Annotated in this window: 23 protein-coding genes; 13 read left to right on the top strand and 10 right to left on the bottom strand. The window is 68.0% G+C overall.

Going from position 1 to position 24,039, the window contains the following annotated elements:
- Nucleotides 1–41 precede the first annotated feature (41 nt).
- A complete protein-coding gene (hrpA, locus tag ABD116_RS31790) occupies nucleotides 42–4,214 on the top strand; it encodes an ATP-dependent RNA helicase HrpA (RefSeq protein WP_343978755.1) in 4,173 nt (1,390 codons plus the stop codon).
- Between the two features lie 57 nt (nucleotides 4,215–4,271).
- Here the strand turns inward: hrpA and ABD116_RS31785 are convergent, their stop codons facing one another.
- The 5 genes from ABD116_RS31785 to ABD116_RS31765 all read right to left on the bottom strand — a co-directional run bounded on the left by ABD116_RS31785 (nucleotide 4,272) and on the right by ABD116_RS31765 (nucleotide 9,461).
- Entirely contained in the window at nucleotides 4,272–6,923 is a 2,652-nt protein-coding gene (locus ABD116_RS31785; protein WP_343978752.1) for a discoidin domain-containing protein, read from the bottom strand.
- 110 nt (nucleotides 6,924–7,033) lie between these two features.
- Complete coding sequence (locus ABD116_RS31780) at nucleotides 7,034–7,492, bottom strand: MarR family winged helix-turn-helix transcriptional regulator (protein ID WP_343978749.1); 459 nt, start codon at nucleotides 7,490–7,492, stop codon at nucleotides 7,034–7,036.
- Complete coding sequence (locus ABD116_RS31775; protein ID WP_343978746.1) at nucleotides 7,492–8,115, bottom strand: DJ-1/PfpI family protein; 624 nt, start codon at nucleotides 8,113–8,115, stop codon at nucleotides 7,492–7,494. The genes ABD116_RS31780 and ABD116_RS31775 overlap by 1 nt, the downstream gene beginning before the upstream one ends.
- 31 nt (nucleotides 8,116–8,146) lie before the next feature.
- A complete protein-coding gene (locus ABD116_RS31770) occupies nucleotides 8,147–9,025 on the bottom strand; it encodes an alpha/beta fold hydrolase (RefSeq protein ID WP_343978743.1) in 879 nt (292 codons plus the stop codon).
- Nucleotides 9,026–9,053: 28 nt separating this feature from the next.
- Complete coding sequence (locus ABD116_RS31765; protein WP_343978740.1) at nucleotides 9,054–9,461, bottom strand: VOC family protein; 408 nt, start codon at nucleotides 9,459–9,461, stop codon at nucleotides 9,054–9,056.
- Nucleotides 9,462–9,624: 163 nt separating this feature from the next.
- On the opposite strand from ABD116_RS31765, the gene ABD116_RS31760 reads away from it, so the two are divergent.
- Together ABD116_RS31760 and ABD116_RS31755 are read left to right on the top strand one after the other, a co-directional pair.
- Entirely contained in the window at nucleotides 9,625–10,371 is a 747-nt protein-coding gene (locus tag ABD116_RS31760) for a fructosamine kinase family protein (protein ID WP_343978738.1), read from the top strand.
- A gap of 63 nt (nucleotides 10,372–10,434) precedes the next feature.
- Nucleotides 10,435–12,045, top strand: a complete 1,611-nt coding sequence (locus ABD116_RS31755) for a beta-N-acetylhexosaminidase (protein ID WP_343978735.1) — start codon at nucleotides 10,435–10,437, stop codon at nucleotides 12,043–12,045.
- A gap of 25 nt (nucleotides 12,046–12,070) precedes the next feature.
- Here ABD116_RS31755 and ABD116_RS31750 read toward each other — a convergent pair whose 3' ends face one another.
- Nucleotides 12,071–12,346, bottom strand: coding sequence for a protealysin inhibitor emfourin (locus ABD116_RS31750; RefSeq protein ID WP_343978732.1), 276 nt, complete (start codon nucleotides 12,344–12,346; stop codon nucleotides 12,071–12,073).
- Between the two features lie 448 nt (nucleotides 12,347–12,794).
- Between ABD116_RS31750 and ABD116_RS31745 the strand changes: the two genes are divergently transcribed.
- Nucleotides 12,795–12,998 (top strand): cold-shock protein, encoded by a 204-nt coding sequence (locus tag ABD116_RS31745; protein ID WP_012921273.1) that lies wholly within the window; start codon nucleotides 12,795–12,797, stop codon nucleotides 12,996–12,998.
- Nucleotides 12,999–13,090: 92 nt separating this feature from the next.
- A complete protein-coding gene (locus ABD116_RS31740; protein WP_343978729.1) occupies nucleotides 13,091–13,594 on the top strand; it encodes a DUF6328 family protein in 504 nt (167 codons plus the stop codon).
- Here ABD116_RS31740 and ABD116_RS31735 read toward each other — a convergent pair.
- The gene (locus ABD116_RS31735) at nucleotides 13,575–14,429 is read right to left on the bottom strand and encodes an LLM class flavin-dependent oxidoreductase (protein ID WP_343978726.1); all 855 of its coding nucleotides are present in this window, start codon (nucleotides 14,427–14,429) and stop codon (nucleotides 13,575–13,577) included. The genes ABD116_RS31740 and ABD116_RS31735 overlap by 20 nt on opposite strands.
- Before the next feature lie 166 nt (nucleotides 14,430–14,595).
- On the opposite strand from ABD116_RS31735, the gene ABD116_RS31730 reads away from it, so the two are divergent.
- A complete protein-coding gene (locus ABD116_RS31730) occupies nucleotides 14,596–16,308 on the top strand; it encodes a BCCT family transporter (RefSeq protein ID WP_343978723.1) in 1,713 nt (570 codons plus the stop codon).
- A gap of 70 nt (nucleotides 16,309–16,378) precedes the next feature.
- Nucleotides 16,379–17,164: a dioxygenase family protein gene (locus ABD116_RS31725; RefSeq protein ID WP_343978721.1), complete on the top strand. Its 786-nt coding sequence runs from the start codon at nucleotides 16,379–16,381 to the stop codon at nucleotides 17,162–17,164.
- Here the strand turns inward: ABD116_RS31725 and ABD116_RS31720 are convergent.
- Nucleotides 17,090–18,166, bottom strand: a complete 1,077-nt coding sequence (locus ABD116_RS31720) for an SMP-30/gluconolactonase/LRE family protein (protein WP_343978718.1) — start codon at nucleotides 18,164–18,166, stop codon at nucleotides 17,090–17,092. The two genes, ABD116_RS31725 and ABD116_RS31720, sit on opposite strands and share 75 nt — an antisense overlap.
- A 122-nt stretch (nucleotides 18,167–18,288) precedes the next feature.
- Here ABD116_RS31720 and ABD116_RS31715 point away from each other — a divergent pair, with 122 nt between their 5' ends.
- Complete coding sequence (locus ABD116_RS31715) at nucleotides 18,289–18,465, top strand: hypothetical protein (protein ID WP_343978715.1); 177 nt, start codon at nucleotides 18,289–18,291, stop codon at nucleotides 18,463–18,465.
- A 41-nt stretch (nucleotides 18,466–18,506) separates the two neighbouring features.
- On the opposite strand, the gene ABD116_RS31710 is transcribed toward ABD116_RS31715, so the two are convergent.
- Nucleotides 18,507–19,010, bottom strand: a complete 504-nt coding sequence (locus tag ABD116_RS31710) for a DinB family protein (RefSeq protein WP_343978712.1) — start codon at nucleotides 19,008–19,010, stop codon at nucleotides 18,507–18,509.
- Nucleotides 19,011–19,091: 81 nt separating this feature from the next.
- Here ABD116_RS31710 and ABD116_RS31705 point away from each other — a divergent pair, with 81 nt between their 5' ends.
- The 5 genes from ABD116_RS31705 to ABD116_RS31685 all read left to right on the top strand — a co-directional run bounded on the left by ABD116_RS31705 (nucleotide 19,092) and on the right by ABD116_RS31685 (nucleotide 23,265).
- Nucleotides 19,092–19,469, top strand: a complete 378-nt coding sequence (locus ABD116_RS31705) for a hypothetical protein (protein WP_343978709.1) — start codon at nucleotides 19,092–19,094, stop codon at nucleotides 19,467–19,469.
- Nucleotides 19,470–19,530: 61 nt separating this feature from the next.
- Entirely contained in the window at nucleotides 19,531–20,340 is an 810-nt protein-coding gene (locus tag ABD116_RS31700) for an LLM class F420-dependent oxidoreductase (protein ID WP_343978706.1), read from the top strand.
- A gap of 86 nt (nucleotides 20,341–20,426) precedes the next feature.
- Complete coding sequence (gene def / locus ABD116_RS31695; protein ID WP_343978702.1) at nucleotides 20,427–21,038, top strand: peptide deformylase; 612 nt, start codon at nucleotides 20,427–20,429, stop codon at nucleotides 21,036–21,038.
- A 59-nt stretch (nucleotides 21,039–21,097) separates the two neighbouring features.
- On the top strand, nucleotides 21,098–22,195 hold the full coding sequence (locus tag ABD116_RS31690) for an amidase family protein (RefSeq protein WP_343978699.1): 1,098 nt from the start codon (nucleotides 21,098–21,100) through the stop codon (nucleotides 22,193–22,195).
- A 23-nt stretch (nucleotides 22,196–22,218) separates the two neighbouring features.
- Nucleotides 22,219–23,265, top strand: a complete 1,047-nt coding sequence (locus ABD116_RS31685) for a LacI family DNA-binding transcriptional regulator (protein ID WP_343978697.1) — start codon at nucleotides 22,219–22,221, stop codon at nucleotides 23,263–23,265.
- Between the two features lie 365 nt (nucleotides 23,266–23,630).
- Here the strand turns inward: ABD116_RS31685 and ABD116_RS31680 are convergent, their stop codons facing one another.
- Nucleotides 23,631–24,011 carry a nuclear transport factor 2 family protein gene (locus ABD116_RS31680; RefSeq protein ID WP_343978694.1) on the bottom strand — a complete coding sequence of 127 codons (381 nt, stop codon included), beginning with the start codon at nucleotides 24,009–24,011 and terminating at the stop codon, nucleotides 23,631–23,633.
- Nucleotides 24,012–24,039: the final 28 nt, after the last annotated feature.

Here is a 24,039-nt window from a genome sequence, read left to right as displayed (position 1 = left end):
ACGTGAGCAGCTAGGTCCGGGCGCCTAAACTGGTTGGTGACATGCCTGATGCCCGGACCGAATCGCAGAGTCCTACCCCAGCTACCGGTCCCGTCCAGGATCCCGGTCGACGTCCCCGTCCCCGCCGTCGGCGTAAGAAGCCAGCGGGTACTACGGGAAGCGCACGCCCGGGTGGCGACGCGACCGTAGATGGCGCGACCGGTGGCGGCACGACCGGTGGTGGCGCGACCGGTGGGCCGACCGGTCGTGGGGCGGCCGGCGGTGGTGGGGCGAGCAGCGGGATTGCGGAGTTGGCGGGGCGGCTCGAGGGGCTGAGCGTTTCCGATCGGGAGCAGCTGGGGCGGCGGCTCGAGCGGTTGCGGGGGGTGCGGGAGGAGGGCAAGCGGGAGAACGCGCTCTCCGACATCACGGCCCGGATCGAGCAGGCTGAGCAACGCATCGAGCAGCGGCGGCTCGCAGTACCGGAGATCAGTTATCCCGAAGAGCTGCCGGTCAGTCAGCTCAAGGACGAGATCGCGACGGCCATCAAGGACCACCAGGTGGTGGTGATCGCGGGTGAGACCGGGTCGGGCAAGACGACCCAGATCCCGAAGATCTGTCTCGAGCTCGGCCGTGGCATCCGCGGGATGATCGGGCACACCCAACCCCGCCGGCTGGCCGCCCGCACGGTCGCCGAGCGGATCGCCGAGGAGCTCGACACCGAGCTCGGCGACACCATCGGGTACGCCGTCCGGTTCACCGACAAGGTCAGTGACCGCTCCCTGGTCAAGCTGATGACCGACGGCATCCTGCTCGCCGAGCTGCAACGCGACCGCGACCTGAGCCGGTACGACACGCTCATCATCGACGAGGCGCACGAGCGCAGCCTGAACATCGACTTCATCCTCGGGTACCTCCGGCAGCTCCTCCCCCGCCGCCCCGACCTCAAGGTGATCATCACCTCGGCCACGATCGACCCCGAACGCTTCGCCGAGCACTTCGCCGACGCCAACGGCCAGGCCGCGCCGATCGTCGAGGTCTCCGGCCGGACCTACCCGGTCGAGACCCGGTACCGCCCGATCAACGACCCCGACGACCCCACCACGATCGACCGGGACCAGACCCAGGCGATCCTGGACGCGGTCGACGAACTCGAACACGAGGCCTCTGGCGACATCCTGGTCTTCCTCAGCGGCGAGCGGGAGATCCGCGACACTGCCGACGCGCTGAACGAGAAGTACGCCGCCCAGCGCGGCCGGCCCGGCGGTGGAGTCGAGGTCCTCCCCCTCTACGCCCGCCTCTCCAACGCCGAGCAGCACCGCGTCTTCTCGTCGCACGGCTCGAGCCGCCGGATCGTACTCGCCACCAACGTCGCCGAGACGTCGCTGACCGTCCCCGGCATCAAGTACGTGATCGACCCCGGTACCGCCCGGATCAGCCGCTATTCACACCGTACGAAGGTCCAACACCTTCCCATCGAGCCCGTATCGCAGGCCAGCGCCAACCAGCGCAAGGGCCGCTGCGGCCGGACCAGCGACGGCATCTGCATCCGCCTGTACTCCGAGGAGCACTTCGAGGCTCGTCCCGAATTCACCGACCCCGAGATCCTCCGCACCAACCTCGCCTCCGTCATCCTCCAGATGACCTCGATCGGCCTCGGCGACATCGCCGCCTTCCCCTTCATCGACGAGCCGGACAAGCGCAGCATCACCGACGGCCTCCAACTCCTCACCGAACTCGGTGCGATCGACTCGGCCAAGGCGTCCGACCGCACCCGCAGGCTGACCCCGGTCGGCCGGCAACTGGCGCAGATCCCGCTCGACCCGCGGCTGGCCCGGATGATCGTCGAGGCCGACAAGCACGGCTGCGTCCGCGAGGTGATGGTCATCGCCTCCGCGCTCTCGATCCAGGACCCGCGCGAGCGTCCGACCGACGCCGAAGCACAGGCGACCCAGTCCCACGCGCGCTTCCGTGACCCCACGTCCGACTTCCTCGGCTTCCTGAACCTCTGGAACTACCTCAAGAAGCAGCAGAAGGACCTGTCCGGCAACCAGTTCCGCCGGATGTGCCGCAGCGAGTACCTCAACTATCTGCGGGTCCGTGAGTGGCAGGACATCTTCGCCCAGCTCCGTCAGGTCGCCGCGCAGATCGGCGTCACCCTCAACTCCGGCGAGGCCGCCGACCCCCAGGCCGTGCACATCTCGTTGATGTCCGGCCTGCTCTCCCATCTCGGCCTCAAGGATCCGGCCAACCAGCACCAGTACATCGGTGCCCGCGGCGCCAAGTTCGCGATCTTCCCGGGCTCTGGCCTGTTCAAGAAGCCACCGCAGTTCGTGATGGCCGCCGAGCTGGTCGAGACGTCTCGGCTCTGGGCCCGGGTGAACGCGAAGATCGAGCCCGAGTGGGCCGAGGACCTCGCCCAGCACCTGGTCAAACGCTCGTACTCCGAACCGCACTGGGAACGCAAAGCCGGCGCGGTGATGGCGTTCGAGAAGGTCACCCTGTACGGCGTACCGATCGTTGCCCACCGCAAGATCAACTACGGCGCGGTCGACCGGGAGGTGTCGCGGGAGCTGTTCATCCGGCATGCGCTGGTCGAGGGCGACTGGGACACCCACCACAAGTTCTTCCACGAGAACCGCAAGCTGATCGAGGAAGTCGAGGAGCTGGAGGAGCGCACCCGGCGGCGCGACCTGCTGGTCGACGACGAGACGCTGTTCGCCTTCTACGACGAGCGAATCGGCGCGGACGTCGTCACCGGGCGGCACTTCGACACCTGGTGGAAGACGGCGCGGCAGCGCGATCACGACCTGCTCGACTTCGAGCGGTCGCTGGTGGTGCGCGAAGGGGCAGAGGTCAAGGAGGAGGAGTTCCCGCTCACCTGGACGCAGAACGGGATGACCTTCGACCTCACCTACGCCTTCGAGCCCGGTACGGACGCCGACGGCGTCACGGTGCACATCCCGCTCCTCGTGCTCAACCAGGTCACCGCCGACGGCTTCGAATGGAGTGTGCCGGGCTTCCGCGAGGAACTCGTCACCACCCTGATCAAGTCGTTGCCCAAGGCAATCCGGCGCAACATCGTGCCGGCGCCGGATCACGCCCGCCAGATCCTTCCGATGCTCGACCCCGCGTCAGGCCCACTGGTCGACGCGATGGCGCGCGAACTGCGGTCGCTGCGCGACGTACAGATCGACACCGAGGACTGGGACTGGTCGCGGGTGCCGGAGCACCTGCGGATGACGTTCCGGGTGGTCGACGACAACGGCAAGACAGTGGCCGAGGGCAAGGATCTCGCGGCGCTGAAGGAACGGCTGAAGCCGAAGACCAAGGCGGCGATCTCGCAGGTGGCGTCCAAGGCCGTCAGCGGGCTGGAGAAGTCGGGGCTGACCGACTGGACCTTCGGCGATCTGCCGCGCAGCTTCTCCGAGCACCGCAACGGGCTGACCGTGGCCGGCTATCCCGCACTGGTTGACGAAGGCAAGAGCGTCGCCATCCGGTTGCAGGAGACCGAGCGCGACCAGGCTGCCGCGATGTGGAACGGCACCCGCCGGTTGCTGCTGCTCACGATGCCGTCGGTGATCGACGTGGTCCAGCGGAACCTGACCAACCAGCAGAAGATGACGCTGATGGCCGGTCCGCACCGCAACGTCGGCGAGCTGCTCGACGACGCGATCTCGGCGGCCGTCGATCAGCTGATGGCGGCGGCCGGTGGTCCGGTCTGGAATCTGACGGCGTTCTCGTTCCTCCGCGACGCGGTCCGCTCGGATCTGGCCGACACCGTGCTGACGATCCTGCAGCAGGTCGAGCAGGTGCTCGGCCACGCCCGGACGGTCGACAAGCAGATCTCCCGCTCGTCGTCACCGGCCCTGCTGGCGGCGCTGTCCGACGTACGAGGTCAGCTCGAAGGCCTGATCCATCGCGGCTTCATCACCGAGGCCGGCGCCAAACGGCTGCCCGACCTGGCCCGCTACCTGCGCGGGATCGAGCAGCGGCTCGACAAGATCGGCGCCAACGCGATGCGCGACCGGTCCGGGATGGCCGTAGTACAGAGCCTCACCGACGAGTACCAGAAACGGCTCAAGGCGATCCCGACCGGAAAGTACCCGAGCCCGGAACTCCTCGAGGTCCGCTGGATGCTCGAAGAACTCCGGATCAGCCTCTTCGCCCAGACCCTCGGTACGCCGTACCCGGTCTCCGACAAGCGAATCCGCAAGGCGCTGACCACCGCCTGAGCAGTTGGTGCGTCGCGTCCGGAGAGCCCGCCAGCGCTCTCCGGACGCAACGTGTTGCTACGGGTAGCTCACCACATATCGTTGCTGGGTCGCCGCATTAGCGGTCCCGCCGGTGTTGTTGATGACGTTGGCGATCGTGCCGACGCCGCCGAGCGAGACCGAGACCAGGTCGTGGAACTTCACGCCTGGAGTGTCGGGTACTTCGAAGGAACGATCGACGACGAGCGCCGGGTTGACCTGGAAGAAGGAGTAGCTGCCGACTCCCCAGGCCTCACGGCTGGTCACGTTGTTGGCGACCTTGTACGCCGCCCAGCCCCGGGTCCCGCCACCGCTGGTCCACGACGCCTGGTCCGGCGGGTCGTACGGGAACTCGTTCTGGAAGAAGTACGTCTTGCCACCGTTCCCGTTCCAGAGCACCTCGTACTGCTGGTAGTGCTCGACGAACAGCCCGTACATCGTCACGTTGGCGCCGTTGACAACCAGTCCGTTGGCCGCCGTGTTGACGTTCCAGCCGACCTGATCGCCGTGGTCGGCACGCCACAACCACATGTGGTCACCGATCACGTTGTTGCTGTTGACCTGCAGGCTGACCGTCGCCTTGCCGAGGTGCGCGCCGCCGCCGATGCGGACGAACACGTCGTGCAAGGAGGTCGGGTTCGCCGAGTGGTCGGCGTTGGAGCCGGCCGGGCCGATCTCGACCAGGACCGGCGAGTTCACCGGTCCGGCGTCGATCAGCAGGCCGCCGAGCTTGACGCCGTCGACGTCCGCGACGGTGATCGCGGCCTTGCCGTTGTCGGGCGTGAGGGTCGCCATCCCGATGCCGAGGACGACGGTGTTCGGCTTGGTCACCCGGATGGTGTCGGTCAGGTGGTAGATGCCGGGCGTGAACAGCAGGTGCTTGCCCTGGTCGAGGGCCGCGTTGATGGTCGCGATCGGAGTCGACGGCTTGGCGACCAGGAACTGGCTCAGCGAGATCGACGAGCCCGCGGCCGGGCCGTGCGACCAGCTGGTGCCGGACGAGTTCTGCCGCAGCGCCGGTACGAAGACGCTGTAGCTGCCGGCGTTGTCGACGTACAGGAAGGGCTTTTCGCGGATCACCGGCGTGGTGCCGACGACCGTGTGGGACGGGTTCGGGAAGTTCTGCGGCGGTGCGCCGGTGGTACCGACGAACACCATGTTCCAGACCGAGCCGGCCCAGCTGCCGAACTCCGAGTTCCGCGACACCCACTGCTGCTGCGAGCCGGAGACGACCCGGTTGTCGATCTTGGTGTCGGCGAACAGGCCACCGCTGGCCCAGCCGTCGCCACCGCTCCAGAGCTGGATCTCCGGCGCGCCCTTCAGGTGCATCCGCCGGTACGGCGCCGCCTGCGCGACCGCCCAGCGCTCGATCTGACCGGCCGGCGGGGTGACGGCCAGGTTCTCCGCGGAGCGCCAGAAGTTCTGGGTGGCGTTCTGCTTGTTGTTCGGGTTGTCGCCCTGCTGCAGCCAGTCGGCCTCGACCCGGACGTGGCCGTTGAGGTTGACGTCGTCCGGCGAGAGGCCGAGACCGGCCACCTGGGTGTTGAAGCCGAGGTTGACGTCCGCGGTGTAGGTACCCGGCTTGAACAGCAGCGCGTTGCGCTGATCGCCGAACTGGTTGGTGTGCTGCTGCGCCGCCACCTGGTCGAGCCGCGCCTGCAGCTGCGCCTGCGGGGTCGACGGGGTGAAGACGTCGACGTTCGGGCCGAAGTCGGGGTTGGTCGGGTCGGTCGGCGGGATCACCGGGCCGGTGCCTCCATCGGTGGTGTGGACGACGAGCTCCCAGAGCGAGTAGCCGTAGCCGGTACCGCGCTGAGTGCCGTTGACCCGCAGGTACCGGCCGCTGCCGGTCACGTCGAGGGTCTGGTTGCCACCGGTGCCGGTGGTCGTCGTGTAGATCGAGTTCCAGGGACCGCCGGCGTTGTCGGACACCTGGACCTGGAAGGACTTCCCGTACGCCGCTTCCCAGCTCAGGCCCACCTGGCAGACCGACTGGGTCGAGCCCAGGTCCACCTGGATCCACTGGGGGTCGGATGCCGCGCTGGACCAGCGGGTGCCCGGGTTGCCGTCGACGGCGGCCGAGGCCGGAGTACCGCCGTTCTCGACGCTCGAGGCGGTAGCGGTCTTGCCCTGGGCGGCATTGGCCGTGCCGCAAGCGGTTGGGCCGCCGTCGGTACCGCCGTACACCTGGAACTCCCAGAGCGAGTAGCCATAGCCGGTACCGCGCTGGGTGCCGTTCATCCGGACGTACCGGCCGCTGCCGGTCACGTTGAGGGTCTGCACGCCACCGGTGCCGGTGGTCGTCGTGTAGATCGAGTTCCACGGTCCGCCCGCGTTGTCGGACACCTGGACCTGGAAGGACTTCCCGTACGCCGCCTCCCAGTTGAGGACGACCTGGCTGATGGCCGAGGTCGACCCGAGGTCCACCTGGATCCATTGCGGGTCGGACGCCGCGCTGGACCAGCGGGTGGCGGTGTTGCCGTCGACGGCCGCCGCTGCCGGCGTACCGCCGTTCTCTGTACTGGAGCTGGTGACCGGTTTGCCTTGGGACAGCAGCGTGGCGGCAGCCTGAGCTCTGCCGCCCGGAGCGATCACAAGGGCCGTGGTGATCAGGAACGCGGCTGAAACCAGGATCAGCCAACGCCGGAGCAGGGCCGGAGAGCGCGCTCCGGCCGGTCTGGAACTGTGCATGGAGGCACCAATCGAGAGAGGCGGACAGGGGCGGAGAGAGCGCTCTCTCAGAGATTGGGGCGTGCGGGTACGACTGTCAAGGGAACGTTCCCCCAGACTGGTTCCGGAACTTATCGATCGGACAGATCGAGCGCGTCCAGCGCCTCCGACAGCTTCCTCAGCGCCGCGACCGCGTCGGCCAGCTGATCGGCGCCGGCAACGTCCGACAACTCCTTCGCGTGGTGCGCATGATGCGGACCGATCGACTGGTTCGCCGCCAGGCCCTCTGGAGTGATGGCCACCAGCTTGGCCCGGCGATGGGCGGGGTTGTCCTGGTAGTTGACCAGCCCGCGTTCAGCCAGCAGATCCGCGGTCCGCTGGACGGCCTGGCGGGTGATGCCCATCTCGCGGGCGATCGCGGACACCGTCAGCGGCTCTCCGATCACGGCCCCGAGCACCTGCCAGTACGTCGCGGTCAGCCCGGCCGGCCGAGCGAGGTGCTCGGCCAGCTCGAGAAACTGACCATTCAGCTTGAACGTCGTCAACGCGGCCGCGCTGAGCAGTTCCTGCTGGCGCTGCTGGCTCGTCATCAGGCGGACATCAGCTCGTAGAAGCCGGCCGGGTCCTGGTCGCCGTACAGCTTGTACAAGGAGTCGAGCACCGGCTGCTTGTAGACCTCCAGCCGCGCGAAGATCGCCCGCGCGAACTCGACCGGCGCGTTGGCTCCCGCGGTGATCAGGTCGCGATCGATCACGGCCGCCTCCTCCTTGTAGAGCTCGCCGCCCTTGTAGCCAAGGCTGTCCAGGAAGGCAGCCGCGTTGCTCGTATGCTCGCGATCATCCAGCAGACCCGCCATCGCGAGAGCACCTGTCGCTCCGCAGATCGCCGCCACCGGGACACCCGCGTCGAGGAACTCGCGCGCCTTCTCGACGTACGGCGCGTACGCCTCGGTCGGCCAGATGTCGTTGCCCGGCAGGATCAGCATCGCACTGTCCTCCGGCTTGAGGTCTGCGATGGCCGAGTCCGGCAGCACTCGCATCCCACCCATCGTGGTGATCGGCTCGAGGCCAGCGCTGACCGTCTGCATCGTGAAGCGACCGGGCACCTGGTGCCACAGGCCGTTGTTGATGTGGGCAGTGACGAACCCGACCTCCCAGTCGGCGAGGGTGTCGTAGACGGCCAGATGCACAGTGAGCTTCTCATTCGTAGACATGACAACATCTTGTCATTTTGACAAGGTGTTGTCAATGGTTGAGGAACCCCAGTAACCGGTCCGCGACCTCCTCCGGCGCCTCCTCGGCCATGAAGTGCCCGGCATCCACCGGCCCGCCGCTCACGTCATCAGCCCATTCGCGCCAGAGCTCGAGCGGCTCGTACCACGTGCCGACCGCGCCGTTCGGATCCCACAACGCCAGTACCGGACACCCGATCCGGCTCCCCTGCCGTCGGTCGGCCGCATCGTGCTCGTGGTCGAGCGTCGCCGCCGCCCGGTACTCCTCGCAGATCGCGTGCACCGTCGCCGGATCACGGAACTTCGCGATGTACTCCGCTCGCACCTCCGGCGGGAACGCGGCCGACGCCCGTGACCACTCGTCGAGCATGTGGTTCACCAGTACGTCGGGCGCTGCCGCGATCAGCGTCTCGGGCACCGGGGCGGGGGCAGCCAGGAACGACCAGAACCAGTAGCCGAGGCTGAACCGCTTGTCGGCCCGGTCGAACGCGTCACCCGTGGGCACGACATCGAGCACGGCGAGCTTGTCCACCACCCGCGGATGATCGAGCGCGATCCGGTAGGCACACCTCGCCCCACGGTCATGGCCGACCACGGCGAAGGACTCGTGTCCGAGCGCGGCCATCACCTCGACTTGATCCCAGGCCAGCGACCGCATGCTGTACGGCGTATGGTCGGCGTCGCTCGATGGCTTGCCGCTGTCGCCGAATCCACGCAGATCGGTCGCCACGACGGTGAAGTGCCGGGCCAGCGCGGGGGCGACCCGGTGCCACATCAGGTGTGTTTCGGGGATTCCGTGCAGCAGCAACACCGGTGGCCCAGTGCCACCGGTGCGGCCGCGGATCGTAGTACCGGAGGTGTTGATCTCGAAGTTGTCGAATCCTTCGAACATCTCACCCCGATACCCAACGAGCTGTCTGCTAGACGCTGTCCAGGCAGATCCGGAACGGGTGACCGGCCGGGTCGGCGTAGATGCGCCAGCCGCGGTGGTTCTCCGCCGGGGGTGCGTCGACCGGGTCGAGTGGTTCGGCGCCGAGGGCGACGACCGTGGCGTGGCCGCTGGCCAGGTCCTCGACGACCAGGTCGAGGTGAAGTTGCTGTGCATCCGTGCCCGGCCAGGTGGCCGGTACGTAGTCCTCCGAGCGCCGGAAGCCGAGCGTCGACCCGGGGCCGGTCAGGCTCCGCCAGTCGTCGTCGCCGTGCTCGTCGATCTCCAGACCGAAGAGCGTCGAGTAGAACCGGGCAAGCTCGAGCGGGTCCGGGCAGTCCAGCACCACCGAGCCGAGCCGCCCGGCACTGGTGCCCGGCTGCTCTGCCACCTGAGTCATCTGTCCTCCAGCTTCCTGATCAGGAAAGTCCTCTTAAGGCCAGGCCCGCTCCTGCTCGAAGAAGGCCCGGCCGCAAACAATGACAGGTCGGACCGACATTTCGCATCTTTCGACACGCCTTGTTGAGCAGTCATGAATTCCCGCGCCTGAAAGAGTGCGTTTCGTGCAATTCGTCAAGGAACGCCAGGACGCCCCGGCCGGCTTCTTCGAGGTCGAAGCGGCCGGCCTGCGCTGGCTCGCCGTCCCAGGCGGCGTACCGGCCGTCCAGCCACTGGACGTCTCCCCGACCCGAATCGTCCTGCCACGCCTGACTCTCGCTCGCCCGACACCGGAGGCAGCGGAGCAGTTCGGGCGCCGGCTGGCGATCACGCATGCCGCGGGGGCCGAGTACTTCGGGCAGCCGCCGGCGGGGTGGACGGACGACGGCTACATCGGCAACGCCCGGCTCCCCCACCCGCGGCAGCCGATCGAGTCCTGGGCCGCGTTCTACGCGAAGTACCGGCTTGAGCCGTATGTGCGGGAGGCCTATGACGCCGGCGTCTTTGACGACAGCGCCCGGCAAGTGTTCGACCGGGTGTGCGGCAGGCTCGCGGATGACGCACCGGAGCCGCCCAGCAGGCTCCATGGCGACCTCTGGTCGGGCAACGTGCTCTGGACCGTTGACGGCGCCCACCTGATCGACCCGGCGGCGCATGGCGGCCACCGGGAGACCGACCTTGCCATGCTCAGCCTGTTCGGCCTGCCCCACCTGGACCGGGTGCTGGCCGCGTACGACGAGGTGCTGCCACTCGCGGACGGCTGGGAGGGCCGGGTCGGGCTTCACCAGCTTCACCCGCTGCTGGTGCATGTGGTGTTGTTTGGCGGGTCGTATGTCGGACGGGCGGTGGGTGTCGCAGCGCGGTACGGGTGAGTAATGGAGGGAGTTTGCTGAAAGATCTTGACTCCGGCTGTGAGCAGACGAACACTTCCGGTCATGACACGACTCGCCCGCCCTCGTCGTCGGGTCTCGCTGGTCGGCCTCGTCTCGGCCGCTCTGCTAGCGACTCCCCTGATCGCCATCACCACGCCTGCCACCGCTCAGCCGGCGGCAGCCCCCGCGCCCGCGCTGATCCCCAAGCCGACTTCGCAGCAGGCGCTGGCCGGCCAGGACTACTCCCTGAAGCCGTGGAGCGTCGTCGGTGTCGCCACCAGCTCCAAGGAGCGCCGTGCGGCCCAGAAGGTCGCTGAGCAGCTCACCTCACAGCTCCGGCGTACTACGGGCTACCCGCTGCCCGTCGTACCGGTCGTCGCCGGCGTCACCGACATCAGGCTCTCCACCAACGGCCCGTCCAGCCTCGGAGCCGAGGGGTACCAGCTCCGCGTCGACCGCAAGGGCGTCAGCATCACCGCTGCGACCCCTGAGGGCCTGTACCGAGGTGTCACCACCCTCCGGCAGCTACTGCCCGCCAAGGCCGACGCCAGGACCCGCCAAGCAGGTCCCTGGAACCTGGCCGGTACTGCGATCGCCGACTCCCCCCGCTACGGGTACCGCGGCGCCATGCTCGACGTTTCGCGGCACTTCTTCTCAGTGGCCGAGGTCAAGCGCTACATCGACCTCGCCTCGCTCTACAAGCTCAACAAGCTCCACCTGCACCTCGCGGACGACCAGGGCTGGCGGATCCAGGTCGACTCCTGGCCGCGGCTCACGACGTACGGCGGCAGCCTGGAGGTCAACGGGACGCCGGGTGGGTCGTACAGCAAGGCCGACTTCGCAGAGATCGTCCGGTATGCCTCCGACCACTACCTGCAGGTCATCCCCGAGATCGACACCCCTGGTCACACCAACGCGGCACTGGCGTCCTACGCGCAGCTGAACTGCGACGGCATCGCTCCGCCGCTCTACACGGGCACCGATGTCGGCTTCAGTTCCCTATGCGTCGCCAAGCAGCTCACCTACGACTTCCTCGGTGATGTGTTCCGTGAGGTGGCACAGCAGACGCCGGGCGACATCATCCACCTGGGTGGCGACGAGGCCCACTCGACGCCGCACTCGGACTACCAGACGTTCGTACCGAAGGCGGCGGCCGCCGTCACCAAGCAGCACAAGCGGGTGATGGGCTGGCAGGAGATCGGCGACACGGTCCTGCCTGCCGGCAGCATCGCGCAGTACTGGGGTACCGACGACGCCGGCTCGCAGGAGCTGGCTCGCAAGGCTGCGGCTCAGGGCGCCAAGGTCGTCATGTCCCCGGCCAACCGGGCTTACCTGGACATGAAGTACGACGACAGCACGCCGTACGGGCAGGACTGGGCCGGTCTGGTCGACGTGAAGACGGCCTACGACTGGAACCCGTCCACGCTGGTCCCGAACCTGCCCGAGAACGCCGTAGCCGGTGTCGAGGCCCCGCTGTGGACCGAGACGCTGGATGACGTCGACAAGCTCGAGTACATGGCCTTCCCGCGTCTGCCGGGCATCGCCGAGCTGGGCTGGTCGCAGGCTTCGGCGCTCGACTGGACGGCGTACAAGGACCGTCTGGGCGGCCAGGCGTCGCGGTGGGACGCGCTGAGCGTCAACTTCTACCGCGCGCCTGAGATCAACTGGCGCTAGTCATCAACCACGCACCGCCTGGCCCCTAGGACTGCAGCACACGGTCCAGGAGCCAGGCGGTGTCTGCGTCCAGGTCCTGCTCGGCCACCAGGAGCTCTGTGGGCTCTGCGTCGGCAGTGGTGTGGACCTGCAGGCGGTAGACGTACCTGTCGGGCTGCGGGCGGCCAGAGCCGAGCTGTGCCCCGTCCAGGCCGCGTGCGACCTGCTCCAGACGCTCGCTGTCCGGTTGGGCCGAGGTATCCAGCTCACCGCTCGCCGTGAGGCCGGCGAACCCACCGCTGCGTACCACTTTGAGGATCACCCGCCCACCATTTCTCGCCTGGTGTCGGATGTCCAGAGCCGTACGACACGCCGGGCGTAACCAACACGCATGGGCACCGATCACCGGGCGTACAGGCTGCTTTGTCCAACCTTGTCTGGCGCAAGACCCGCTCTGGAGTGGCCGGTCAGGCGTGAATCAGCAGGTCGGCGGGGGTTTCGTTGTCTTCACGCCGGGCTCCGGCGGGGCCGGAGCACCGGGTGAGGTGTTTCACGCTCCGTGGCGGGCGGCAACTTTCCGCGACACGTGTTCCCGATCACCCCCCACACGAGCCTCTGGATCGGCTACAGTTATCGCGTTGCAGTTTTGGACTCCCACTGACTTTTGCTGTGCTGTACGGCCGGTTTCGTCGTCTGGGGCCTTTCGGCGACACGCGGTTCATGAGGTGTGGATCGCGTCTTGTTACAAGCCATCAAGGAGATAGACAACAATGGCTGTCGGTACTGTCAAGTGGTTCAACGCTGACAAGGGCTTCGGCTTCATCACCCCGGATGACGGTGGCGCGGACGTGTTCGCGCACTACTCGGCCATCCAGACCTCGGGCTTCCGCTCGCTGGACGAGAACCAGCGCGTCGAGTTCGAGATCACCCAGGGCCAGAAGGGCCTGCAGGCGGAGAACATCCGCCCGATCTGATCCCCGGATCAGTCCTTCTAAGAACTGAGTAACGAGAGAGCCGTACACCACCCGGTGTGCGGCTCTCTTCAGTCTGCGGCACCATCTACCGCATGACCGACGAACCGCAGCCTCACACCGCCCGCTACCAGCGGCTGGAGGAGGACGCGGGCGAACGCCTGGACCGGCAGTGGATAGAGCTGCTCCAGGAGCTCCGGCTGGCCCAGACGGGCACGCAGATCCTCTTCGCGTTCCTGCTCGGCATCGCGTTCACGCCGGTCTTCCAGGACGCCGACGCGTTCACCCACGACGTCTACGCGGTGACCCTGATCGCCTCGGCGCTCGCGACCGGGCTCTTCCTCGCGCCCGTCTCGTTCGCCCGGATCGTCTTCCGGCGCGGGATCCGCGACAAGATGATCCCGATCGCCGGCCGGATGACCACCACGGGCCTGGTCATCCTGATCGTCGCGATCAGCGGCGGCCTGCTACTCGTCCTCGACGTCGTCCTCAACCGGACGACAGCCATCATCATCGTGGCCGTCGTCGTCGCCTGGTTCCTCGCCTTCTGGTACGTCCTGCCGGCCTGGGTCCGCCGCGCTAGCGCAGGCGAGGAATGACCTCGGCCGCAATTTGCTCCAGGACGTCCTCGCTACCGGCGTAGATGCCCTCGGCTCGGGGCCAGTGGGTGATGACGTCGGTGAAGCCGAGGGCGGCGGCGCGGGCGGTGGCGTCTTCGAAGGCGGCCGGGCTGGACAGGGCGTAGCGCTTGGAGTCGAGGGAGAGGTAACGGTCGAAGGGCCGGCCCTCCAGTACATCGTCCAGCCGGTGGCTGAGATCGCGGACCGTGCCGAACCAGCTCTCGTAATCGTCGGCCTTGCCGCCGGTGGTCACCCAGCCGGCGCCGTACTGGGCGGCGAGGCGCAGTGAGCGCGGGCCGTTCGCGGCCATCACGAACGGGATCCGGGGTTGCTGGATACAGCCGGGCAACGTGCGGCCGTTGCGCGTCTCGAAGTACTCGCCCACGAAGTCGACCTTGTCGGTGGTGAGCAGCTTGTCGAGCAGTTCGACGAACTCGGCCAGCCGGTCCACCTTCTGCCGCGGGGTCAGCTCGTCGCCCCCGAGGATGGTCGAGTCGATCCCGCCGCCCGAGCCGATGCCGCAGAGGAAGCGACCGTTCGAGATGTCGTCCAGGGCGAGCAGCTCGCGGGTCAGCGCCAGCGGGTGGCGGAAGTTCGGCGAGGTGACGAAGGTACCGAGCTTGATCGTCGAGGTCGCCAGCGCCGCGGCGGTCAGCGTCGGGGTCGTGCCGTACCAGGGCGAGTCCTGCAGACCGCCCCAGGTCAGGTGGTCGTAGGTCCAGGCGTGGTCGAAGCCCAGCTCCTCGGCCCGGCGCCATTTCGGCCCGGCCACGGACCAGCGGTACTCCGGCAGGATGGTGATTCCGAATCGCATGATCCGCACCCTAACTCCTGCCTCCCGCGGCGCCTGCTGAGCAGGACCCGCCGGTGTGGCCGAGGCCACGATAGTTGCGTTTCGCCACAATCTTCGGAATGGTCGAAAGGCAGTCCCCCTAGCAAACCGGAAACGGAGGCGCGCCGAAGCGAGGCGTGATTCAGCTGTGGCGATCGATATCGACAGCCGGAAAGCAGACCAGAACCACGCGAGCGAGCACCCTGCTCTTGCGGCGCCACCCCCGCCCGGCAGCCGAAGTACCGGCTCCGGGCTCGACCGGATCGTGTTCGGCGTCACCGCCGTGATCGCCCTGGCCTTCGTGGCCTGGGGTTTCGTCAGCGCGTCCAGCCTCGGTACGGCGTCCACCTCGGCGCTGACCTGGGTGGAGACCAACACCGGCTGGCTGTTCGTCTTGCTGGCCTCCGGTTTCGTCGTCTTCGTCTTGTGGATAGCGGCCGGCCGGTACGGAAACATCCCGCTCGGCACCGACGACGAGCAGCCCGAGTTCAAGACGGTGTCCTGGGTCGCGATGATGTTCAGCGCCGGGATGGGCATCGGGCTGATGTTCTACGGCGTGAGCGAGCCGTTGTCGCACTTCATGGCGCCGCCGCCGGGCACGGTCGAAGGCGGCAGTGACGCGGCCCTGCAGACGGCGATGGCGACGACACTGTTCCACTGGACCCTGCATCCGTGGGCGATCTACGCGGTCGTCGGGCTGGCGATTGCCTATGGCACCTTTCGGCGCGGCCGTTCGCAGCTGATCAGCTCGGCGTTCGCGCCGCTGCTCGGCAAGCGGACCGAGGGGCCGATCGGCAAGGTGATCGACGGCCTGGCGATCTTCGCGACGCTGTTCGGCTCGGCGGCGTCGCTCGGGCTCGGCGCGCTCCAGATCGGATCGGGCGTACGGATCCTCGGCTGGCTCGACAAGACCGGGAACGCGGTACTGGTCGGCGTGATCGCCGTGCTGACCGCGGCCTTCGTGGCGTCGGCGGTGTCGGGTGTTGCCAAGGGCATCCAATGGCTGTCGAACATCAACATGGTGCTGGCCGTCGTACTGGCCGCGTTCGTCTTCGTCGTCGGGCCGACCGTGCTGATCCTCAACCTGGTGCCGACCGCGATCGGCGACTACCTGCGCGATCTGGCCGACATGGCGGCCCGTACCGAGGCCAGCGGCGGCGACTCGATGGCGACCTGGTTGTCCAGCTGGACGGTCTTCTACTGGGCCTGGTGGATCTCGTGGACCCCGTTCGTCGGGATGTTCATCGCGCGGATCAGCCGCGGCCGGACGATCCGGCAGTTCGTCACCGGCGTACTGCTGGTTCCGTCGCTGGTCAGCCTGGTCTGGTTCTGCATCTTCGGTGGCGCAGCGATCGACACCCAGCGGCACGGCGTGGACATCGCCGGCCAGTCGACGACCGAGGGGCAGCTCTTCGGACTGCTCGACCACTATCCGCTGGCGTCGGTGACGACGATCCTGGTCGTCGTGCTGGTGGCGATCTTCTTCGTCTCCGGCGCGGACGCGGCGTCGATCGTGATGGGCACGCTGTCCCAGCGTGGCGCGATCGAACCACGCAAGTCGGTGGTCGTCTTCTGGGGCGTCCTCACCGGCGCGGTCGCGGCGGTGATGCTGCTCGTCGGAGGCGGCGGCGCGAAGGCACTCCAGGGCCTGCAGAACCTCACGATCGTCGCAGCCCTCCCCTTCGCCCTGGTGATGGTCGGGCTCGCGATCGCCCTCGCGAAGGATCTCCGCACCGACCCGCTGATGCTGCGCAAGGCGATCGGCACCGAGGCGGTCGAGGCCGCGGTGATCGAGGGGGTCTCCGCCCACGGCGACGACTTCTCCCTGGTCGTCACCGGCGACTCGGACAAGAAGGAGTAGCCACCCTCTGGGAATAGATTGAGTGTTCAACTACATTGGAGGAGGTACGACCCTCAGGAAGGACTCTCCGATGAGTGACACTCAGCAGCCGGTGCTCTACCTCAGCCACGGCGCTCCCCCGCTGGCGGACGACCGGCAGTGGACGGCGGAACTCGCCGCCGTCTCTGCCGGCCTCGCCAAGCCGACCGCGATCCTGATCGTGTCGGCGCACTGGGAGGCCGCCCCGCTCACGCTGGCGGCGACCGAGACCGTGCCGCTGCTCTACGACTTCTGGGGCTTTCCGGAGCGGTACTACCAGGTGCAGTACGCCGCTCCCGGCGCGCCTGAGCTGGCCAATCAGGTGCGGAAGCTCCTGCACTCCCCTGCCACTCCTGTCTACGACGACCCCAATCGTGGGCTCGACCATGGCGCCTACGTGCCGTTGAAGGAGATGTATCCGGACGCCGACATCCCCGTCCTGCAGGTGTCGATGCCGACGCTCGATCCGAAGCAGCTGTTCGACATCGGCCGCAAGCTGGCGCCGTTGCGCGACCAGGGCGTGCTGATCGTCGGCAGCGGGTTCACCACCCACAACCTGAGCGCGATCAACCTCAGCGGAGCGCCGGACGGCGTTGCGCCGAGCTGGTCGGTCGAGTTCGACGACTGGGCCAAGCGGGCGTTGGCGAAGCAGGACGTCGACTCGTTGATCGACTTTCTGCACAAGGCGCCGGCTGCTGGGATCGCGCATCCTCGGACGGAGCACTTCGCGCCGTTGTTCGTTTCGCTCGGTGCGTCCGAGGATTCACTCGGTACTGCGGAGACCGTGGTGGACGGGTTCTGGTACGGGCTGTCCAAGCGGTCCTGGCAGATCGGCTGACCGCAGCAATTGGCCCGGTCGTGTAGGGGTCGGGAAGGTGGCGAGGTGGGTGGTGCCGATGCTGCTCAGCCACACCTGCCCGTCGCGCTCGCGGACGCCGGTCGGCATCCGGAAGTCGGAGTGCTTGCCACGCAGGTCGTGGACCAGGTTGCCGTCATCGTCGTAGGCCTGGATCTCGATGATGTCGGCGGCCTTCGGTTTGAGCGCGTCGGGCAGGGCCCAGACCACTTTGCGGAGTACCGGTTGTTTGGGGAGCAGCAGGTCCAGCAACGCGTTGCGGGGTGAGCCGATCGCGACCCAGATCAGGCCGTCCGAGCCGCGCGAGATGTTGTCGGGCAGGCCGGGGATCATCGCGACCAGCTCGGGCTCGGCACCCTCGGTGGTGAGGTCGACCTTGAAGAGTCCGTAGCTGGCGGTCTCGACGAAGAACAGCGTCCGGCGGTCACCGCTGAGCGCGACGCCGTTGGGGAACGGGCGGTCCGTGGCCAGCCGGGTCAGCTCACCGTCGGGGGTGAGCCGGTAGAGGCTGCCCGTACTGGAGTGCTCGAGCAGGTCGGCCATCCACTCGTCGACACCGAACCGCGTCGACGAGTCGGTGAAGTAGATGGTGCCGTCGGGCAGTACGTCCGCGTTGTTGCAGAACTTCATCGGCCGGCCGTCGATGTCTGCGAGCAGCGTCTCGATCCGGCCGTCCTGGTCGAGCGTCAGCAGCCCACGATTCGCGTCGCAGACGAGCACCTTGCCGTTCGGCAGCCACTCCAGCCCGAGCGGCCGCCCGCCGGTGTCCGCCAGCACCTCGATCGTCGCGCCGTCCGGACTCACCCGCAGGATCCGCCCGTCGAGCAGCCCCGTCAACACGTTGCCCTCGGCATCGATCAACGCGTCTTCAGGACCTTCCCCCGGCACCGCCACTGCCCGTACTTCGATCCGCCGCGGCTCCCTCGCCGGCGGCACAGCAGGCGGCGTCCACCGAACCGGGGCGATGCTCGACTTGGGACTCATGGCGAAGACCTTAGCCCGTCAACCCCTTCGAGGCTCCTCTAACTGTCCCCGTTGCGCCCCTCCCGGCTGCCCATACTGGCCGCGGCGCTGGAGACCCCGGCGCTGGATGAGGGGAGAGAACTGTGGCATTCCGAAAGACGAGCGTGCTGGCAGCCTTCGGCGCTGTGGCGGTCATGTCAGCAGGCGCCGCTATGTCGGCCTCAGCCGTTCCGACGACCTCCACCGCTGTTGCGGCGACGTGCCACGCGAGCAGCGGCAACCTGTACTGCGGGAACCGGGTCAACGCGGCGATCTGCTGATTCAGGGATGAGCGGTGCCGGCCGAGGCCGGCACCGACTGGTCATTCGCCGGTGGAGCCGTCGAGGCGTTCTCGGAGGAGGTCGGCGTGGCCGTTGTGGCGGGCGTATTCCTCGATCATGTGGACCAGGACCCAGCGCAGGGAGAAGCGGCGGCCTTCGTCCTCGCCGACGGCGTCCGGGTCGAGGTCCGCGATGACGGCTCTGGCTCGCTCGACGGCTTGGTCGTAGCGGTAGAGGTCGGCGGCGTAGTGCCTCGGGTCCAGGCCGATCCAGTCACCCTCGGGGCGCTCGGGGGTCGCGTACGGGTAGACGACGGGCTCGTCGGTGAAGGTGCCGACGAACCAGCCGAGCTCGTTCTCGGTGAGGTGGCGGATCAGGCCGTGCAGGGTCATCGAGGACGGGTCGATGGACGGCGTACCGAGTTGCTCGGGCGTGAGGCCCTCGCATTTCCAGCGCAGGGTGGCCCGCTGGAAATCGAGGAAGCCGACGAGGGTCTCCTTCTCACCGGCCTCCGTCGGCGGGTCAGGTCTGCCGTTGAGGTCCATGTCCGGCAACCTATCGCCTCCCGGGGACAATCCACCTGACGACTGATGCCGGATGACTCGACGATGTTCCAGACTGGCGGGATGAGCCGCCGACTGGGTGTGACCGTAGTACTGGCTGTCGCCGTGCTCGCCGGATCTGCTGCCTGTGGGGACGAGAAACCCAAAGCGGCTCCCACGGTGAAGCCGGCCAAGGACCCGCTGAGCAGTTGCGTCGACCAGCTCGTCTACTGGGGTACCGAGAACCTGCGCGGCGCGCCCGGGCAGGAGGGCGACTACCAGCACATGGGGCTGACCGCGGACAAGTACGACGCGCTCCGGAAGATCCAGAAGAACGCCCGGGTGATCATGGCCAAGGGCGAGCTGCCGCCGACCTGGCTCCAGGAGCAGTCCGAGGCGGCCTGCCGCAAGATCGTGGCGACTCCCAAGCCCAGCAACACCGTCGGCGGCTGGCCGCAGTAGCACCGGCTCAGATGGCGGGCTTCATCCGGAGGATCCTCCGATACGGCGTAGGCTGGCCGGCATGAGTACTGAAGCCCCCCATCCTTACAGCAAGTATCCGGTCCGGATCGGCGTCCAGGTTCAGCCTCAGCACGCGGAGTACGCCGACATCCGGCGGACCGTCGCGGCCGCCGAGGAGATCGGCGTCGACATCGCCTTCAACTGGGACCACTTCTACCCGCTGTCCGGTGAGCCGGACGGCCTGCACTTCGAGGCGTGGACGATGCTCGGCGCCTGGGCCGAGGCGACCGAGCGGATCGAGATCGGCTGCCTGGTCACCTGCAACACCTACCGCAACGCCGACCTGCTCGCCGACATGGCCCGCACCGTCGACCACATCAGCAACGGCCGGCTGATCCTCGGTATCGGCTCGGGCTGGTTCGAGCGCGACTACGACGAGTACGGCTACGAGTTCGGTACGGCGGGCGGCCGGCTGGACGCGCTGGCCGAGTCGCTGCCGCGGATCGAGCAGCGCTGGGCCAAGCTCAACCCGGCGCCGACCCGGGACATCCCGGTCCTGATCGGTGGCGGTGGCGAGAAGAAGACGCTCAAGCTGGTCGCCAAGCACGCGACCATCTGGCACGGCTTCGGCGACGCCGAGACGATCGCGCACAAGCACGAGGTGCTCGACGCGCACTGCGCCGCGATCGGCCGCGACCCGGGCGAGATCGAGCGCTCGACGGCGGTCGGCGACAAGTCGCCCGAGGAGCTCGGCAAGGCGATGCTCGACGTGGGCACCCGGTTGTTCACGGTCAGCACGTCCGGGCCCAAGTACGACCTGGGTCTGCTCCGCGACTGGGTCGCGTGGCGCGACGAGGTCAACCAGGCCTGAGTCGTCGGTGCGCGTCCGTAGTACCGGAGCCTGGTACTGCGGACGCGCGCGTCGGCGTGGCGCGCGGATTCGCTAGGATTTCAGGCATGTCTACGCTGCCTACTGACGGCTCCGTGCGCCCCATGACCCGCTGGGGCACGGACGTCATGCACCACGTGAACCAGCCGGTCACCGAGTTCGGCGAGGAACTGCACACGCTCGTCGCGGACATGGTCGCGACGATGAACGCCGCCGAGGGTGTCGGGCTGGCCGCGAACCAGGTGGGCGTAGACCTGCAGGTGTTCGTCTTCAACTGCCCGGACAAGAACGGCGTCTACCAGTCGGGCGTCGTCTGCAACCCGGTGCTCGAGCTGCCCGAGGGCAAGGACCGGCAGCTCGACGAGGGCGACGAAGGATGCCTGTCGCTGCCCGGTGCTTTCACCAAGTGCGCCCGGCCGGACTTCGCCCGGGTGACCGGTGTGGACGAGAACGGCGAGCCGGTCAGCTACGAGGGTGACGGCCTGCTGGCGCGGTGCCTGCAGCACGAGACCGACCACACGCAGGGCATGGTGTTCGGGGATCGGCTGTCGCGGAAGTACAAGAAGCGGTTGTTCGCCGAGGCCGAGGAGTTCGCGGCGGACTACCCGGACGACTGGCCCGTATCGCCGATGCTCAACCAGGACGAGCACGACCACAGCGACGAGGGGCTCAACGCCTGATCGCGGAGCTCGTCGCCTCGCTGCGTTCTGGGCGGCGTACTGCCGTCGAGGTGGTCGCGGTGGCGCTGGACGGGGTTGCGCGGTGGGATCCGGTGCTGCACTTCATCGACTCGCTCGATGCTGACGGTGCTTTGTCGCTGGCCGAGCGGGTGGACCTTGGGTTGCCATTGGCCGGCGTACCGGTTCTGATCAAGGCCCGTACGCCGGCTGGGTCGCCGATCGTCACGCGGCTGATCGCGGCCGGGGCGATCCCGCTTGGTACGTCGACACGGGCCCGGGCGGATGCGGTGTCACAGACGTTCGGATGGAACGGGTCGGAGTACACGCGGAACCCTTGGGATCTTTCACGCTCGCCGGGCGGATCGTCCGCAGGTGCCGCGGCAGCGGTGGCCGCTGGCGTCGTCCCCCTGGCGACCGGCGGAGACAGCGCGGGCTCGCTACGAATCCCAGCCTCGTTTTGTGGCGTGGTGGGGTTCAAGGGGTCAGCCGGTCGGGTGCCCCGGGCGGACGGGCGGGCGCTGGGTGGTTTGACCATCGGCGGGTTCATGGCGACTTCGGTGGAGGACGTTGCACTGGCCACCAGCTTGGTGAGCGGGCCCGATCGGCTGGATCCGTGGGCACTGCCGCATTGGCCGACGCCTGCGCTCGAGGCCGGCCCTTTCCGAGTCGCCTATCGATCGGCGCTGAGTCCGCTCGTTTGCGATCCGTCGGTCGATGCGCTGGTCCGTGGCAGTCTCGGCGTACCGGGGATCGTCGTCCGAGACGCTCGCCTCGACTGGCTCCCCGTCGACTCGGCCTGGCTCACCCTCCGCGACCTCGACGCAGGCCTGCCCGTCGAACCGGCTGCTGTGCGGGACGCCGTACGGGTGCGAACTCACAACACCACAGCCCTCGCGGACCTCTTCACCGAGGTCGACGTCCTCATCACCCCCACGACTCCGACTGTCGCCCATGGGTATGACCAGCATGAGCAGAACATCGTCGTCGGCGACCTCTGCTGGGGGTTCAACGTGACCGGGCATCCGGCGGTGAGTGTGCCGGTCGGGCTCGTCGACGGACTGCCGGTCGGGGCTCAGGTCGTCGCGCCACCGGGGCGGGACGACCTCGCGTTGTCCGTCGCGGCGCGGCTGATGACGCCGATTTCACCACCGGGCTGAGGCTTCGCCGATAAACTGCCGGGATGAACGGGATGCTGGGTGACTCGGGGGTCAGGCGCCCCGTCACGCTCGACGATGTCGCGCGGGCCGCCGGGGTCTCCCAGCCGACTGCTTCCCGGGTGCTGAACGGGAGTTCGCGCAAGGTCGCCGAGAGCTATCGCGAGCGGGTGCTGGAGGCGGCGCGCGAGCTCGGCTACACGCCCAATCTGCCGGCGCAGGCGATGGCGCGCGGTACGTCGCGGACGATCGCGCTGGTGATCAGCCTGATCTCCGACCCGTACTTCTCCGCGATGGCGGCCGAGATCATGAAGCAGGCCGAGGCGATCGGGCTGCACGTGTCGATCGCCGTCACGGAGCGGCAAGCCGACCGCGAGCTCGACCTCGTCCGCGAGCTACGCGGCCAGCAACCGCGCGCCATCATCCTGGCCGGCACCGGGTACGTCGACCCGCCGTCGGAGCAGCAACTCGTCGACGAGCTGCACCGCTACGAGGAGACCGGCGGCCGCGTCGTACTCATCAGCCGCTCGGACCTCCCCTTCGAGACCGTCGACTTCGACAACCACGAAGGCTCCCGGCAGCTGGCCCGCGAACTGGCAGGCCTCGGCTACCAACGCTGCCTGGTCCTCGGCAGTGGGACTCCCCTGCTGTCCATGCGCCGCCGCGTCGAGGGTTTCGTCACCGGCCTGGTCGAGTCAGGCGTCGCCGACGCGGCCACCCGCGTGCACCACCCCGGCTTCAGCTGGGCCGGCGCCCGAGACTTCGTCCTCAGCCTCACCGACGCCGAAGTCCGCGACCTCCAACTCGTCTTCGCCGTCACCGACGACATGGCCCTGGGCGCCTTGGCCGGCCTCCGCGAACGTGGCCTCCGCATCCCCGAAGACATCGGCGTAGCCGGCTTCGACGACATCACCACCCTCCGCGACGTAGTCCCCAAACTGACCACCGTCCACGTAGCCCTGAACGCGGTCGCGCAGGAGGCCGTCTACCGAGCCACCACCACCGACCCCGACCTGACCCGCCGCACAGTCCCCGCCTACCCCGTCATCCGCGCCAGCACCCCGCCCATCTGACCCTCCCTGCTGGACCTCCGCCCGGTCCCGTCGGCGCACAACCGAGGGGAACTGGGGAGGCTTGTACCCCCGAACCGGCTCGTTTGCCTCCCCGTTCTCCGGGAAAATCCTCCCCAACCCCCATCGGCCTGGCCGGCGACCCCGAAATTGGTTGCCGGCAGCAACGGCCGGCCCGCCATGCACGCACAACTCCCCCGGCAACCGCTTCCCCCGGCGCGTCGGGGCGTTCCACGAGGGTTGTGCGTGCGCGGCGGTCCGGGCGGCGCGCTCCGTCGCGGTGAGACAGGCACCCTAGCGACGGTGCTGTCGCGCGGCGAAGTGTACAAATGCCCGCGCCGGCGGAGGATGTGCATAGCCAGACGTCGTCACCGGTCCCACCAGGTGAGGTGGGCGTCGGCTTCGGCCAGAGGCTCGAGCAGTTCCCAGGCTTCGGTGATTAGGTTGTCAGCCAAGTGGATGATGTCGACGACTGCGATGGACGGGCCGTCGTCGGGGAGGTGACGGTGGGTGTGGAGGATTACGTGGTCGGCGTCGGAGAGGATGTGGAGGATGTCGACTTTCATGTCCTTCAAAGGGTCCAGGGCGTTGCCTACGTCGTTGAGCCACTCTGTCTTGTCGCGGATCAGACCGTCGGGACGGTGGTGACGGAAATCGTCGCTGAGCAAGGGTTCTACGGCGGCGACACCACCTTCGCCGATGAGTTCGGCCAAGGCACGCTGGACCAGTTGCTTGTTCTGTGTAGTCATGTTCAGCAGTGTTGCGGGGCCGGTACCG

Origin of the sequence: Kribbella koreensis, assembly GCF_039525325.1 — a bacterium.
Taxonomy (GTDB): domain Bacteria; phylum Actinomycetota; class Actinomycetes; order Propionibacteriales; family Kribbellaceae; genus Kribbella; species Kribbella koreensis.
The sequence above is the reverse complement of the archived record's forward strand: the minus strand, read 5'-3'. Positions and strand labels throughout refer to the sequence as shown.